We start from the raw sequence: 14,676 nt of genomic DNA on the forward strand, positions 1-14,676 counted from the left end.
GCGTATCCTGCGCAAGATCGCCTGCAACGAGCTGGACAGTCTCGGCGATACCTCGACCCTGGCCGATCCGGGAGTGGTGCAGGGGTTGATCGACAACCGCCTCAACCGCTGACCCGCGCAACCGTCCCGCGCCCTGCGGCGCGGGACGGTTCCAGTCGCTCCGGCGCCTGGGTTAAGCTCGTGCCTGCCCCGTCGTAGCGAGCCCCCCATGGAAAGCGTCCGTCGCCATATCGAAAGCCAGGTGCTGAGCCTTACCGGGCTCGCCGTCGGCGGCGTCGACTTCGAGTCGCCGAAAGGCGATCCGGGCCTGTTCGGCCCCGATGCCGCCTGCTGGAAGGTCCACGGCGACTTCAGCAGCATGATGATCGGCGGCATTGGCGCGCTGCTCCTGCAGATGCTCCATCCGCTGGCCCTGGCGGGGGTGTGGGACCACTCCAATTTCCGCGACGACCTGCTCGGGCGCCTGCGTCGTACCGGTCAGTTCATCTCGGCCACCACCTACGGCCCGCTGGCCGATGCCGAGCGACTGATCGAGCGGGTCCGGCGCATCCACGAAAGCGTCATCGGCCAGTTGCCCGACGGCACGCCCTATTCCGCTAGCGACCCGGATCTGCTGACCTGGGTGCATGTCGCCGAGGTCAGCAGTTTTCTCAAGTCCTACCTGCGCTATCTCAATCCCGACCTGCCGGGCAGCGAGCAGGACCGTTACTACTCGGAAATCGCCCTGGTCGCCGAACGCCTCGGCGCCCGCGCGGTGCCGCGCGATCGCCAGCAGATCGCCGCCTACCTGGAGGCGATGCGTCCACGCCTGCGTTGCGACGAACGCACCCGCGAAGTGGTGCGGATTCTCTTCAACGCACCAGCGCCCAGCACCCTGGCCAGGCCGTTCGGCGCGCTGATGCTGCGCGCAGGCGCCGAGCTGTTGCCGGAATGGGCCGGATCGATGCTCGACCTCCCGTTCAGTCCGCTGCAACGCCGCCTGATCCGCGGCAGCGTCAGGCGCAGCGTACCCTTGCTGCGCTGGGCGGTGCGCAACGCTTCGATGCATAGAGCCTGCCGGCGCATGGGTCTGCCGCCGGTGAGTCACTGAACTTTCGTGCCGTGACAGCAAGAATACCCGTCCAAAGGCTCTGAAACGGCGCGAATCACGGTCGGAACCTTGAGGCCGTGCCATACTCCAACGCACCGCTTAGAACGGAAAACGAAAGAGAGCCATGCCCAAAGGACTGAAACGCGCTGTCAGCGCCCTGCTGATCACCTTCCTCGTCTATTGCCTGCTGGGCTTCCTGCTCATACCCGGCATCGGGCTGCGCGTCGCCAACCAGCAACTGGCGCAATACGCCACCGTCCCCGCACGTCTCGAACGTATCGAATTCAACCCCTTCAGCCTGGAATTGACCCTCTGGGGTCTGCGCCTGGGCGACGAGAAGAACCCCCAGCTGGCCTTCCGCCGGCTGTACGCCAACCTGCAGCTGGACAGCCTGTGGAAACGCCAGCTGCACCTGGCCGACGTCGAGCTGGAAGGTCCGCATACCGAACTGCTGTTCGACGAGAAGGGCCAGCTCAACCTGGCCAGCCTGTTCAGGATCCCGCCGAGCGAATCGCCCGAGCCGGAACAGCCGAGCGACCCGTTCCCGCTGCGCATCGACCGCATCCAACTGGCCGAGGGCAGCCTGCACTTCCAGGACCTGCGACCGAGCGAGCCGGTGGACTTCAGCTTCGATCCGCTGGGTTTCGAGCTGCACAACCTCAGCACCCTGCCCGACGACGGCGCGAAGATGACCCTGGTCGCCACCGGCCCGAACGGCGGCCGCCTCGACTGGGAAGGCGACCTGACCCTGGTGCCGATCACGTCCAGGGGCCACCTGAGCGTCAAGGATATCCAGCTCAAGGCCTGGTGGCCCTATGTCCGCGACAATGCCCCGCTGGTGCTGGAGAACGGCGTGGTCAGCCTCTCCAGCGACTATCGCCTGGACCTGTCCAAGGACACCCAACTGCTGCTCGACAAAGCCGCGCTGAAACTCGCCGACTTCAGCATCAATTCGCCCCAGGGCAAGCCGCTGGCCAAGCTCGCCAGCCTCGACGTGGCCGCTACCACCCTGGACCTGGCCAAGCAGGAAGTGGTGCTCGGCGAAGTCCGCAGCCAGGGCCTGGAGGCCTGGGCCGCGCGCGAGAAGGACGGCCAGCTAGACTGGCAGAAACTGTTCGCCGACTTCACTCCGCCGCCACGCAAGGCGCCTGCGCCCAAGCCGGCGGAAAACACCGATCCCGCCGCTGCCCCGGCCGACGCGGCGCAGACCACCCGCGAACCGGCAACCGACGGTGCCGCCAAGGCAGCCGCGATAGCCTCGGGCGACGCGGGCAAGGACAGGCCTGCGGAGAAGGACGCCAGCGTCGCCGAGACGGAAAGGGCAACGGACGACAAAGAGTCCGCCAAGGTCGCGGAAGGCACTGCCGACAAGGTAGCCAAGCAAGAGACGAGCAAGGCTCCGAAGACCGGCAAGGCAACCGGGCAGGAAACGGCCAAGACTGCGGAAATCGACAAGGCGGCCAGCGACTCTCCGCAACAGCTCGCCGACACTGCAAAGACGCCTCCGCCGGAAAGTACGAAAGCCGCCGCGGAGACGCCCGCCAAGCCCTGGCACATCGTCCTGCGCGACGCCCAGCTGCGCGGCTACAAGGCGCACCTGGTGGATCGCCAGCCGGCCACCGAGGTCCCGCTGGAAGTCGGCCCGCTGGACCTCGACCTGCAGAACGTCGACAGCCTCGGCAAGACCCCCTTCGACCTCAAGCTCAAGACCGGCCTCGGCAACCGCGGCCAGGTCCAGGCCAGCGGCCAGGTGGTGCTCGACCCGGTCAGCGCCAGGCTCAAGGTCAGTACCCGCGACATCGACCTGCGCGTGGCCCAGGCCTACATCTCGCCGTTCATCCGCCTGGAACTGCGCAGCGGCTTCCTTGGCAGCGAGCTGGCGGTCGACCTGAAGAGCGTCGAGCCGCTGGCCTTCAGCGTCGACGGCAGCGCCGAAGTCAGCCAGTTGCATACCCTGGATACCATCAAGGACCGCGACTTCGTCAAATGGACCAAGCTGACCCTCAACGGCCTCGCCTATCGGCACGAGGACAGCCTGTCGATCCAGAGCGTGTCCTTCGAGGAGCCCTACGCCCGCTTCATCATCAACGAAGATCGCAGCACCAACGTCAGCGAGCTGATCATCCCGCAACCGGCTAGTTCGTCCGGCAAGGCCGCCGCCGAAAGCAAGAACGCGCCGGCGAGCAAGCCGCTGGGCATCCACATCGGCGGCGTACGGATCAACAACGGCTCGGCGAACTTCGCCGACCTGACCCTGATGCCGCCGTTCGGTACCGCCATCCAGCAGCTCAGCGGCGAAGTCGGCACCCTCGACACGCGCAACTCGCAGCCGGCCAAGGTGGACATCAAGGGCAAGGTCGACAAGTACGCACCGGTGACCATCGCCGGCGAACTGGACCCATTCGACCCGCTGAAGAAGCTCGACATCACCACCAGCTTCAAGCGCGTCGAGCTGACCACCCTGACGCCCTATTCCGGCAAGTTCGCCGGCTACCGCATCCGCAAGGGGCGACTCAACCTGGACCTGCACTACCAGATCGAACGCAGCCAACTGAAGGCGGAAAACAAGGTCCTGCTGGAAGGCCTGCAACTCGGCGAGAAGGTCGACAGCCCGGATGCCGTGGACCTGCCGGTGAAGCTGGCGGTAGCCCTGCTCAAGGACACCAAGGGCAACATCGATATCCAGTTGCCGGTGGCCGGCGACCTGAACAACCCGGAGTTCAGCGTCATGCCGATCGTCTGGCAGACCCTGCGCAACCTGGTCCTGCGCGCCGTGCAGGCGCCGTTCAAGTTCATCGCCGGCCTCGCCGCCGGCGGCAACGAGGATCTCGGCACGGTACCCTTCGCCGCGGGCAGCGACGAGCTGACGCCGGAAGCCCAGGCCAACCTCGACAAGCTCGCCGATGCGCTCAAGGAGCGGCCGGCGCTGCGCCTGGAAGTGGAAGGCGTGGCCTCCGCCGCGGCTGACGGTCCCTCGATCGGCGCCAAGCGTCTCGAACTGGAATACCAGAACACCTACTACCGCATGCTCCAACGTCGCGGCGACAAGGTCCCGAGCGACGCCAAGCAACTCGAGGTACCGGAGAACATGCAGGCGCCGCTGCTCGAAGGCATCTACCGGACCCGCCTGAAGCAGCAGCCACCGGCCGAGTGGAAGGAACTGGACAGAGACGAACGCACCGCGAAGATGCGTGAAGCGGTGATCGCTTCCTGGGCCAAGAGCCAGGTGCTGCTGCGCCAGATCGGCCAGGCCCGGGCCACCCGGATCAAGGATTACCTGGTGGAGAAAGGCCAGTTGCCGGACGATCGCATCTACTTGATCGACGTCAGTTTCGCCGAAGGCGAAGACAAGGGTAATGTCGACACCCAATTGCACCTGGATAGCGAGTGATACCTTGCACAAGCGATTCGCCGCCCTCGCGGCCCCCCTGCTCTACCTTGCCTGCGCGAGCGCGCAGGCCGACACCATGCGTTGCGGCAGTGCGCTGGTCAGCGTCGGCGACCGGGCCTTCGAAGTACAGCAAAAGTGCGGCGATCCGGATCACCGCGACGACGTCGGCTATACCCTGGGCAGCTACGATCGGCGGGAATTCAAGGTCGAGGAGTGGGTGTACGGCCCGCGCAACGGCGTGACCTACATCCTGACCTTCGAAGCCAACAAGCTGAAACGCATCGAGTTCAAGCGTTGAATCGCTCGCTTCCGCGTACCGGGCTGGTGGCGTTGCTGTCCCTGCTGCCATTGGCACATGCGCAGGCCGATTCGCTGCGTTGCGGCAGCCGCCTGGTCAGCACCGGCGACAGCAGCGCCGACGTTCTTGCGCGCTGCGGCGAGCCACGCAGCCGCGACAGCCTGGGTTATCGCGAGGTCGTCGGGGAATGGGGCAAGCGCTACGAGGTCGAGGTCCAGGAATGGATCTATGGCCCATGGAACGGCATGCTGTATTTCGTCCGTTTCGAGGGCAACCACCTCAGCGCCATCCAGAGCCGGCGCGGCGACTGAATCCAGCGCCCATGAAAAAGCCCCGCCGGGCAATCTATCCCGGCGGGGCTTCTTTCTACCTGCTCACAGGCGGTCGCTGAAGTCGCGAACTTCCTGTTCAGCCCTTTCCTTGGACCAGCCATAGCGTTCCTGCAGCTTGCCGACCAGGTATTCGGCATGTCCGTCGGCAGCCTGGAGATCGTCGTCGGTCAGATCGCCCCAACGTTCCTTGATCTTGCCGGTGAGTTGCTTCCACTTACCTTTGATCACATCGGAATTCATCGGTCTTCCTCCTGGTGACGAGGGAAAAGGGGTCGTTCGGCCCGGGCGCTTACTCGACCGATTTCAGGCCATCGGCGGAAACGGCTTTCACGCCCTTGATGCCCTTGGCGGTCTCGATCGCCAGGTCACGCTCGGCATCGCTCTTCACGTTGCCGGAAAGGGAAACCACACCTTTGTTGGTCTCGACCTTGATATCGACGCCACTGACATTCTTGTTGGCGATCAGGCTGGATTTCACCTTGCTGGTGATCCAGGTATCGGAAACCGCTTCTTCGGTTTTCTGCATAGTGTCGTTGGCCGCCAGGCTGATGGGCTGGGCAGCGAACGCATTGGCCATCGAGAAGCTCAGAGCAGTGGCAGTAGCAGCGGCAATAGCGAGTTTGCTGAATTTCATTGCGGTTTCTCCTATGGATTTCGAAAAACTGCAGCCATTCCTGGCGTCAGTTGCATAGTAGATATCGCAAGCGCTGTGCCAGTTTTCCTCTAAAATAAAATCCTTTAAAAACAATAAGTTAAAAAACAGGCTGGAAGCGAGACGGTTGCAGAATGCCGAATTGGCGATGACAGGGCTTGCAAAATGCAAGGATTCGCCCCCTTCGCCGAGAAGCGTGTCGCGGAAACGAAAACAGGGCCCGAGGGCCCTGTTTTCATCGATCACGACTCGACTTACACGCCGGAAGCTTCGGCGGCAGCCACGTCCTTGATCGACAGCTTGATGCGGCCACGGTTGTCCACGTCGAGCACCAGGACCTTCACTTCCTGGCCTTCCTGCAGCACGTCGGTGACCTTGTCGATGCGCTTGTCGCTGATCTGCGAGATGTGCACCAGGCCGTCCTTGCCCGGCAGGATGTTGACGAAGGCACCGAAGTCGACGATGCGCTCCACCTTGCCGACGTAGATCTTGCCGATCTCGGCTTCCGCGGTGATCGCCAGGACGCGCAGCTTGGCGGCCTCGGCGGCTTCCTTGGTTTCGCCGTAGATCTTCACGCTGCCATCGTCCTCGATGTCGATCGAGGCCTTGGTCTCTTCGCAGATACCACGGATGGTCGCGCCGCCCTTGCCGATGACGTCGCGGATCTTGTCCGAGTCGATCTTCATCTGCAGCATGGTCGGGGCGTTCTCGGACAGCTCGGCGCGCGGCTTGGCGATGACCTGGTTCATCTGGCCGAGGATGTTCAGGCGAGCTTCCAGGGCCTGGCCCAGGGCGATCTCCATGATCTCTTCGGTGATACCGTTGATCTTGATGTCCATCTGCAGGGCGGTGACGCCCTTGTCGGTACCGGCAACCTTGAAGTCCATGTCGCCCAGGTGGTCTTCATCACCGAGGATGTCGGTCAGGACGGCGAACTTCTCGCCTTCCTTGACCAGGCCCATGGCGATACCGGCGACCGGCGCCTTGACCGGCACACCGGCATCCATCAGCGCCAGGGAGGCGCCGCACACGGAGGCCATCGAGCTGGAACCGTTGGACTCGGTGATCTCGGAAACCACGCGAATGGTGTAGGGGAACTCGTCCTGGGTCGGCAGCATGGCAGCGACGCCACGACGGGCCAGACGGCCATGGCCGATTTCACGACGACCCGGGCTGCCCATGCGGCCGCACTCGCCTACCGAGAAGGGCGGGAAGTTGTAGTGCAGCATGAAGGCGTCCTTGCGCTCGCCTTCCAGGGTATCCAGCAACTGGGCATCGCGCGCGGTGCCGAGGGTCGCGACGACCAGGGCCTGGGTTTCGCCACGGGTGAACAGCGCGGAACCGTGGGTCTTGCCGAGCACGCCGACTTCGATGCGCAGCGGACGCACGGTACGGGTGTCACGACCGTCGATACGCGGCTTGCCGTTGACGATGTTCTCGCGAACGGTGCGGTATTCCAGCAGGCCGAATACGTCCTTGACCTCGGAAGCCGGGAACTTGCCCTCTTCCTCGCCGGCGAACAGGGCCACGGCCTGGTCGCGCAGCTCGCCCAGACGGTTGTAGCGGTCCTGCTTGATGGTGATGGTATAGGCCTGGGAGATCGCTTCGCCCAGCTCTGCCTTGATGGCGTTGACCAGCACGGTGTTTTCCGCCGGGGCTTTCCAGTCCCAGGCCGGCTTGCCAGCTTCGGCGGCCAGCTCCTTGACGGCACGGATCACCGCCTGGAACTCGTCGTGGGCGAACAGCACGGCACCGAGCATCTGGTCTTCGGTCAGTTCGTCGGCCTCGGACTCCACCATCAGCACGGCGTCTTCGGTACCGGCCACGACCATGTCGAGGCTGGAACTCTGCAGTTGCTCGTAGGTGGGGTTGAGGATGTAGCCGATTTCCGGATGGAAACCGACGCGGGCGGCGCCGATCGGGCCGGCGAACGGAATGCCGGAGATCGCCAGGGCGGCGGAGGTACCGATCATCGCGGCGATGTCCGGATCGGACTTCTTGTTGGTGGAAACGACGGTGCAGACGACCTGCACTTCATTCATGAAACCTTCGGGGAACAGCGGACGGATCGGACGGTCGATCAGGCGCGAGGTCAGGGTTTCCTTCTCGGAAGGACGTCCTTCACGCTTGAAGAAACCGCCGGGGATACGGCCTGCGGCGTAGGTCTTTTCCTGGTAGTGCACGGACAGCGGGAAGAAGTCGCGGCCTTCGGCCGGCGACTTGGCGCCGACCACGGTGACCAGCACGCTGACGTCGTCCATGGTGACCAGTACGGCGCCGGTGGCCTGGCGAGCGATACGGCCGGTCTCGAGAGTGACGGTCGACTGACCGAACTGGAATTGCTTGGTTACCGGGTTCACGGTGTCTTTACCTTCTATGTTGCCTTGGGGGAAATCGGTGGAATGCCGGGAGTCGGACCCGAATCGATTCCTAGAAAGCGCGAAGCTGGAAGCCCGACGCCGATACCCGCCTCGTGTGCGGGTATCGACGCCAGACTTCCAGCTTCTTGCTTCAAGCTGCCGACCGGCGTCGCTTAGCGACGCAGACCCAGACGGCCGATCAGGGCAGTGTAGCGAGACACGTCTTTGCCCTTCAGGTAGTCCAGCAGCTTACGGCGCTGGTTAACCATACGGATCAGACCACGGCGGGAATGGTGATCCTTGCCGTTGGCCTTGAAGTGATCCTGCAGCTTGTTGATGTTGGCGGACAGCAGGGCTACCTGCACTTCCGGGGAACCGGTGTCGCCTTCAGCTTGCTTGTATTCGTTAACGATCTGCGCTTTTTCTTCAACGCTCAGTGCCATGATGGGCTTCCTCTGAGTGAACAGGCCGGGAATCGCTTCCCGTGTTTTAAAAGGAGGAATGACCGTGCCTGCTGACAGCCACCCTCGTATCGGTCTTATGACCGAATCAGTCGACGCGGGGCGATACGCCCGTCGTCGGTCACTTCACCGATACCGATGAAACGACCTGTGTGATCCTGCACCCGCAACCAGCCGAACTTCGGCGCTTCCGGGGCCCGCACCGGCTGCCCGTGCAGCCAGTAGTACGCACTGTGCTCGGACAACTGCAACACCGGCCAATGCAACAGGCCGCTGTCTTCCGGCATCAGGAATTGGTCCAGCGCTTCCGGACCACCTTCGGCATGCACGCGTTCGAGCGTCTCGAGGGTGATCGCCTGGGCCAGGGCGAACGGCCCGGCCTGGGTCCGCCGCAGTGCCGCGACGTGCGCGCCGCAGCCCAGGACCTGGCCAAGATCTTCCACCAGCGTACGCACGTAGGTGCCTTTGCTGCAGGAAACGGCCAGGGTCGCACAGGGCGGCTCGAAAGAGAGCAAATCCAGGCGCGTAATAGTAACAGAACGCGCCTCGCGCTCCACTACCTCTCCTGCACGGGCGAGCTTGTACAGCGGCTGTCCGTCTTTCTTCAGCGCCGAGTACATCGGCGGCACCTGCTCTATGTCGCCACGGAAGCGCGGCAGGGCCTGTTCGAGATCGTCCCGACCGACGGTCACGTCCCGCTCGGCGAGCAGTTCGCCCTCGGCGTCGCCGGTGGTGGTGGTGATGCCCATGCGCATCACCGTCTCGTAACCCTTGTCGGCATCGAGAAGATACTGGGAGAACTTGGTCGCCTCGCCGAAGCACAGCGGCAGCACCCCGGTGGCCAGCGGGTCGAGGCTGCCGGTGTGGCCGGCCTTCTCGGCATTGAGCAGCCAGCGGACTTTCTGCAGTGCCTGGTTGGAACTCATGCCGCGAGGCTTGTCGAGCACCAGGATGCCGCTGATGGAGCGGCGGATACGCTTCACCTGGGCCACGCTCAGTCCTCGGTCTCGTCGCCGTGGCGGCGGCCGTCTTCGGCCACCGCACGTTCGATCAGCGCGGACAGCTCGGCGCCGCGGCGGATGCTTTCGTCGTAGTGGAAATGCAGTTGCGGCACGCTGCGCAGCTTCATCGACTTGCCCAGCAACATGCGCAGGTAGCCGGCGGCGTCGTTGAGGATTTCCATGTTCAGGGCGATCTTGCCGGCATCGTCCTGGCCCATGACGGTGATGAACACCTTGGCGTGCGCCACGTCGCGGCTGACCTCGACACCGGTGATGGTGACCAGGCCCAGGCGCGGGTCCTTGATCTCGCGCTGGATCAGTTGAGCCAGTTCGCGTTGCATCTGATCGCCGATACGCTGGGTACGGCTGTAGTCTTTTGCCATTTTTCAACCTGCCTCCAGCGACACCCGGCCACTGGAAAAAAAAGCGACAAACGCCCGGGACAGCTGGAAGCCGGCCCGGGCGCTGTGGTTACGCACTCGCCATCAAAGGCTGCGTGCGACTTCGACCTTCTCGAACACTTCGATCTTGTCGCCGACCTTGACGTCGTTGTAGCTCTTCACGCCGATGCCGCACTCCATGCCGGCACGCACTTCGGCGACGTCGTCCTTGAAGCGACGGAGAGACTCCAGCTCGCCTTCGAAGATGACCACATCGTCCCGCAGCACGCGGATCGGACGGTTGCGGTGCACCATGCCCTCGGTGACCATGCAGCCGGCGATCGCGCCGAACTTCGGCGAGCGGAACACGTCGCGCACCTCGGCGATGCCCAGGATGTTCTCCCGCAGATCGCTGCCGAGCATGCCGGTAAGGGCCTTCTTGACGTCCTCGATGATGTCGTAGATCACGTTGTAGTAACGCATATCCAGACCTTCGGCTTCGACGATCTTGCGCGCGCCGGCGTCGGCGCGCACGTTGAAGCCGAACAGCACCGCGTTGGAAGCCAGCGCCAGGTTGGCGTCGGACTCGGTGATGCCACCGACGCCGCCACCGACCACGCGGACCTGCACTTCGTCGTTGCCCAGGCCGCTGAGCGAGCCTTGCAGAGCCTCGAGCGAACCGCGCACATCGGCCTTGAGGACGATGTTCAGGGTCTTCTTCTCTTCCTGGCCCATGTTCTCGAAGATGTTTTCCAGCTTGCCGGCATGGGCACGCGCCAGTTTCACCTCACGGAACTTGCCTTGACGGAACAGGGCGACTTCGCGGGCCTTCTTCTCGTCGGCGACCACGGTCATCTCGTCACCGGCATCCGGCGTACCGTCCAGGCCGAGGATCTCGACCGGGATCGACGGGCCGGCTTCCTTGATCGGCTTGCCGTTCTCGTCGAGCATGGCGCGGACACGACCGTAGTTGATGCCGACCAGCACCATGTCGCCCTGGCGCAGGGTACCGTCCTGGACCAGCACGGTGGCCACCGGGCCGCGTCCCTTGTCCAGGCGCGACTCGACCACCACGCCACGGCCCGGGGCCGACGGAGTGGCTTTCAGTTCGAGCACTTCCGCCTGCAGCAGGACCGCTTCGAGCAGTTCATCGACGCCAGTACCGAGCTTCGCCGAAACCGGGACGAAGGGAGCGTCGCCGCCCCACTCTTCCGGGATCACGTCGAGAGCGGCCAGGCCGTTCTTGATGTTGTCCGGGTTGGCCTCGGGCTTGTCGATCTTGTTCACCGCGACCACGATCGGCACGCCCGCCGCTTTCGCGTGCTGCACGGCTTCCTGGGTCTGCGGCATGACGCCGTCGTCGGCCGCGACCACCAGGATCACGATGTCGGTCGCCTGGGCGCCACGGGCACGCATCGCGGTGAACGCGGCGTGGCCGGGGGTATCCAGGAAGGTCACCATGCCACGCTCGGTTTCGACGTGGTAGGCACCGATATGCTGGGTGATGCCACCGGCCTCGCCCGCGGCGACCTTGGCGCGACGGATGTAGTCGAGCAGCGATGTCTTGCCGTGGTCGACGTGGCCCATGACGGTGACGACCGGCGCGCGGGTGACCGCCTCGCCTTCGAACTTCAGGGACTCGGCCAGTTGTTCTTCCAGCGCGTTCTCGCTGACCAGCTTGACCTTGTGGCCCAGCTCTTCGGCGACCAGTTGGGCGGTCTCCTGGTCCAGGACCTGGTTGATGGTCACCGGGGAGCCCATCTTGAACATGAACTTGACGACTTCGGCGCCCTTGACCGACATCTGGGCGGCCAACTCGGCTACGGTGATGGTCTCACCGATGTTCACTTCACGCACGATCGGTCCTGTCGGGTTCTGGAACCCGTGCTGGTTGCGCTTCTTCAGCTTCGACTTGCCACCACGACCGCCGCGACGGTAACCATCGCTTTCCTCGTCGGTGCTGCGTGGAGCCACGCGCGGAGCAGGAACCTTTTCCTTCTCCTTGACCGAGGGACGGTGCTGGGTGTGCTTGCGGTCGCGGCGGTCATCGTCCTCGTCACGCTTGGGCGCGCGGCGCGGCTCTTCCTTCTTGCGTTCTTCCACGGCGGCAGGCTTGGCCACCGGTTCGGCAGCCGCGACATCCGCCACCACGGCAGGCTCGGCACCGGCAGTAGCCGCTGCTTCCTGGGCAGCCTTGGCACGCGCAGCTTCCTCGGCCTTGCGCGCTTCCTCTTCGGCACGCTGGCGGGCAGCGGCCTCTTCGGCCTTCAGACGCTCCGCCTCTTCCGCCGCGCGCTGCTCCTCGAGTTCGCGCTGGCGCTCGGCCTCGATCTCGTCGGGGCTGCGCTTGACATAGGTTTTCTTCTTGCGAACTTCGACGCTCACCGTCTTGCTGCCACCCACTTTCAGCGTGGTAGTGGTCTTGCGTTGCAGGGTGATCTTGCGCGGCTCGCTGGCGCGATCGCCATGGCTGCCTTTCAGGTGGGTCAGCAGGGCTTGCTTCTCGCTATCCGTTACAACTTGTTCGGCACTGGTGTGCGGCAGACCTGCGTCACGCATCTGCAGCAGCAGGCGCTCCACCGGTGTGTCGACCACCTGGGCCAGTTCTTTCACCGTGACTTGCGTCATGCACTTCTCTCCTCAGGCCGCGACTGCTTACTCGAACCAATGGGCCCGGGCGGCCATGATCAACTTGCCGGCACGCTCTTCGTCCATGCCGTCGATGTCGAGCAGATCGTCGATCGATTGCTCGGCCAGATCTTCACGGGTGGTTACGCCACGCAGCGCCAGGTCCAGGGCCAGCTCCTTGCTCATGCCATCGAGGCTGAGCAGGTCTTCTGCCGGTTGTGCGTCGGCGAGCTTCTCTTCGGTCGCAATGGCCTTGGTCAGCAGGCGATCCTTGGCACGGGAGCGCAGCTCGTTGACGATGTCTTCGTCGAAGCCATCGATGCTGAGCATCTCTTCCATCGGTACGTAGGCGATTTCCTCAAGAGTCGTGAAGCCCTCTTCCACCAGTACCTGGGCCAGTTCCTCGTCGACATCCAGCTCGTCGACGAAGCGCTGCAGGATATCCCCGGTCTCGGCCTGTTGCTTGGCCTGGATATCCGCCTCGGTCATCACATTCAGGGTCCAGCCGGTCAACTGGCTGGCCAGACGGACGTTCTGGCCACTGCGGCCGATAGCCTGCGCCAGATTGTCCTCGGCGACGGCGATATCCATGGTATGGGTATCCTCGTCGACGATGATCGCCGCCACCTCGGCCGGAGCCATGGCGTTGATCACGAATTGCGCCGGGTTGTCGTCCCACAGGACGATGTCCACCCGCTCTCCACCGATCTCGCCGGATACCGCCTGGACGCGCGAACCGCGCATGCCGATGCAGGCGCCCTGCGGGTCGATGCGCTTGTCCTTGGAACGAACGGCGATCTTGGCGCGCGAGCCCGGGTCACGGGCGGCTGCCATCACGTCGATCAACTGCTCGGCGATTTCCGGCACTTCGATGCGGAACAGCTCGATCAGCATTTCCGGCGCGGTACGCGACAGGACCAGCTGAGGACCGCGGTTCTCGGTACGGATCTCCTTCAGCAGGGCACGCACGCGGGTGCCAACGCGGAAGGTCTCGCGCGGAATGATCTGGTCGCGGGCCAGCAGCGCCTCGGCGTTGTTGCCGAGATCGACGATGACGTTGTCGCGGGTGACCTTCTTCACGGTACCGGAAATGATCTCGCCGACCTTCTCGCGGTAGGCATCGACCACCTGGGCGCGCTCGGCCTCGCGGACCTTCTGCACGATGACCTGCTTGGCAGTCTGCGCAGCGATGCGGCCGAACTCGATGGATTCGATCTTTTCTTCGATGACCTCGCCGACCTTCGCGCCCGGCTTCTGCTCCTGGACGTCCTCGACGGTGATCTCGGTGGCGGGGTCCTGGTAGTCCTCGTCGGCGACGACGTGCCAACGACGGAAAGTCTCGTAGCTGCCGTTATGACGATTGATCTCGACGCGCAGGTCGACCTCGTCCTCGAAACGTTTCTTGGTGGCGGTCGCCAGAGCCAGCTCCAGCGCCTCGAAAATCACGCCGGCCGGTACGCCCTTTTCGTTGGATACCGACTCAACAACCAGCAGTACTTCTTTGCTCATTGTACGCCTCGCCTTTCAATCCATTGGATCCGCGGATTCGCGTCTCAATCAAAACGGGGAATGATGTTGGCCTTGTCGATCGAATCGATCGGCAGCAGGTACTCGTGATCGTCCACCAGGACCACCACATCCTGCTCCTCCACACCACGGAGAATGCCTTGGTAGTTACGCCGCCCCTCATAGGGCGAACGCAGCCTGATCTTCACTTGCTCGCCGGCATGCTTGGCGAACTGTTCGAGGGTGAACAGCGGCCGATCCATGCCCGGAGAGGACACCTCCAGGGTGTACTCGCCGCTGATCGGGTCTTCGACGTCGAGAATACCGCTGACCTGCCGACTGACGGCTTCACAGTCATCGATGAGGATGCCTTCGGGGCGGTCGATATAGACGCGCAACACCGAATGACGACCCTGGGAAATGAACTCGACGCCCCAGCACTCATAGCCGAGCGCCTCGACCACAGGGGCCAGCAAGGCCTGCAACTGTTCTAGCTTGCTCGACACCTGATCGCCTCGCGTATGTCGTAGAAACAAAAAATGGGCGAAACGCCCATCCCTAAATTGCCACTCGGAAC

14 protein-coding genes are annotated in these 14,676 nt (G+C 63.8%); 5 read left to right on the top strand and 9 right to left on the bottom strand.

From position 1 onward, the window contains the following. From FFS27_RS33510 to FFS27_RS06205, 5 genes are all read left to right on the top strand, one after another. A partial coding sequence (locus tag FFS27_RS33510; RefSeq protein WP_256659438.1) for a hypothetical protein occupies positions 1-112 on the top strand: 112 nt, incomplete at its 5' end. A gap of 96 nt (positions 113-208) precedes the next feature. After that, complete coding sequence (locus tag FFS27_RS06190) at positions 209-1,090, top strand: oxygenase MpaB family protein (RefSeq protein ID WP_003113910.1); 882 nt, start codon at positions 209-211, stop codon at positions 1,088-1,090. 124 nt (positions 1,091-1,214) lie between these two features. Then, positions 1,215-4,481 carry a DUF748 domain-containing protein gene (locus tag FFS27_RS06195; RefSeq protein ID WP_021264062.1) on the top strand — a complete coding sequence of 1,089 codons (3,267 nt, stop codon included), beginning with the start codon at positions 1,215-1,217 and terminating at the stop codon, positions 4,479-4,481. A gap of 4 nt (positions 4,482-4,485) precedes the next feature. Then, entirely contained in the window at positions 4,486-4,779 is a 294-nt protein-coding gene (locus FFS27_RS06200; RefSeq protein WP_003100541.1) for a DUF2845 domain-containing protein, read from the top strand. Further along, positions 4,776-5,090, top strand: a complete 315-nt coding sequence (locus FFS27_RS06205) for a DUF2845 domain-containing protein (RefSeq protein WP_003135234.1) — start codon at positions 4,776-4,778, stop codon at positions 5,088-5,090. Before FFS27_RS06200 ends, FFS27_RS06205 begins: the two co-directional genes overlap by 4 nt. A 63-nt stretch (positions 5,091-5,153) precedes the next feature. Here FFS27_RS06205 and FFS27_RS06210 read toward each other — a convergent pair whose 3' ends face one another. From FFS27_RS06210 to rimP, 9 genes are all read right to left on the bottom strand, one after another. Beyond that, entirely contained in the window at positions 5,154-5,351 is a 198-nt protein-coding gene (locus FFS27_RS06210) for a CsbD family protein (RefSeq protein WP_003095174.1), read from the bottom strand. A gap of 49 nt (positions 5,352-5,400) precedes the next feature. Next, complete coding sequence (locus FFS27_RS06215; protein WP_003095177.1) at positions 5,401-5,745, bottom strand: BON domain-containing protein; 345 nt, start codon at positions 5,743-5,745, stop codon at positions 5,401-5,403. Positions 5,746-6,017: 272 nt separating this feature from the next. After that, entirely contained in the window at positions 6,018-8,123 is a 2,106-nt protein-coding gene (gene pnp / locus FFS27_RS06220) for a polyribonucleotide nucleotidyltransferase (RefSeq protein ID WP_003095181.1), read from the bottom strand. A 173-nt stretch (positions 8,124-8,296) separates the two neighbouring features. Then, positions 8,297-8,566 (bottom strand): 30S ribosomal protein S15, encoded by a 270-nt coding sequence (gene rpsO / locus FFS27_RS06230; RefSeq protein ID WP_003095184.1) that lies wholly within the window; start codon positions 8,564-8,566, stop codon positions 8,297-8,299. Between the two features lie 95 nt (positions 8,567-8,661). Continuing rightward, positions 8,662-9,576 (bottom strand): tRNA pseudouridine(55) synthase TruB, encoded by a 915-nt coding sequence (truB, locus tag FFS27_RS06235; protein ID WP_003100522.1) that lies wholly within the window; start codon positions 9,574-9,576, stop codon positions 8,662-8,664. Between the two features lie 2 nt (positions 9,577-9,578). Beyond that, positions 9,579-9,968: a 30S ribosome-binding factor RbfA gene (gene rbfA / locus FFS27_RS06240; protein WP_003095188.1), complete on the bottom strand. Its 390-nt coding sequence runs from the start codon at positions 9,966-9,968 to the stop codon at positions 9,579-9,581. A gap of 102 nt (positions 9,969-10,070) precedes the next feature. Next, positions 10,071-12,593 carry a translation initiation factor IF-2 gene (gene infB, locus FFS27_RS06245; RefSeq protein ID WP_003100517.1) on the bottom strand — a complete coding sequence of 841 codons (2,523 nt, stop codon included), beginning with the start codon at positions 12,591-12,593 and terminating at the stop codon, positions 10,071-10,073. A 27-nt stretch (positions 12,594-12,620) separates the two neighbouring features. Continuing rightward, the gene (nusA, locus tag FFS27_RS06250; RefSeq protein WP_003095192.1) at positions 12,621-14,102 is read right to left on the bottom strand and encodes a transcription termination factor NusA; all 1,482 of its coding nucleotides are present in this window, start codon (positions 14,100-14,102) and stop codon (positions 12,621-12,623) included. 44 nt (positions 14,103-14,146) lie between these two features. Beyond that, the gene (gene rimP / locus FFS27_RS06255) at positions 14,147-14,605 is read right to left on the bottom strand and encodes a ribosome maturation factor RimP (RefSeq protein WP_003095193.1); all 459 of its coding nucleotides are present in this window, start codon (positions 14,603-14,605) and stop codon (positions 14,147-14,149) included. Between the last annotated feature and the right edge of the window lie 71 nt (positions 14,606-14,676).

The organism is Pseudomonas sp. 2VD (assembly GCF_005503585.1).
GTDB classification, from domain to species: domain Bacteria; phylum Pseudomonadota; class Gammaproteobacteria; order Pseudomonadales; family Pseudomonadaceae; genus Pseudomonas; species Pseudomonas aeruginosa.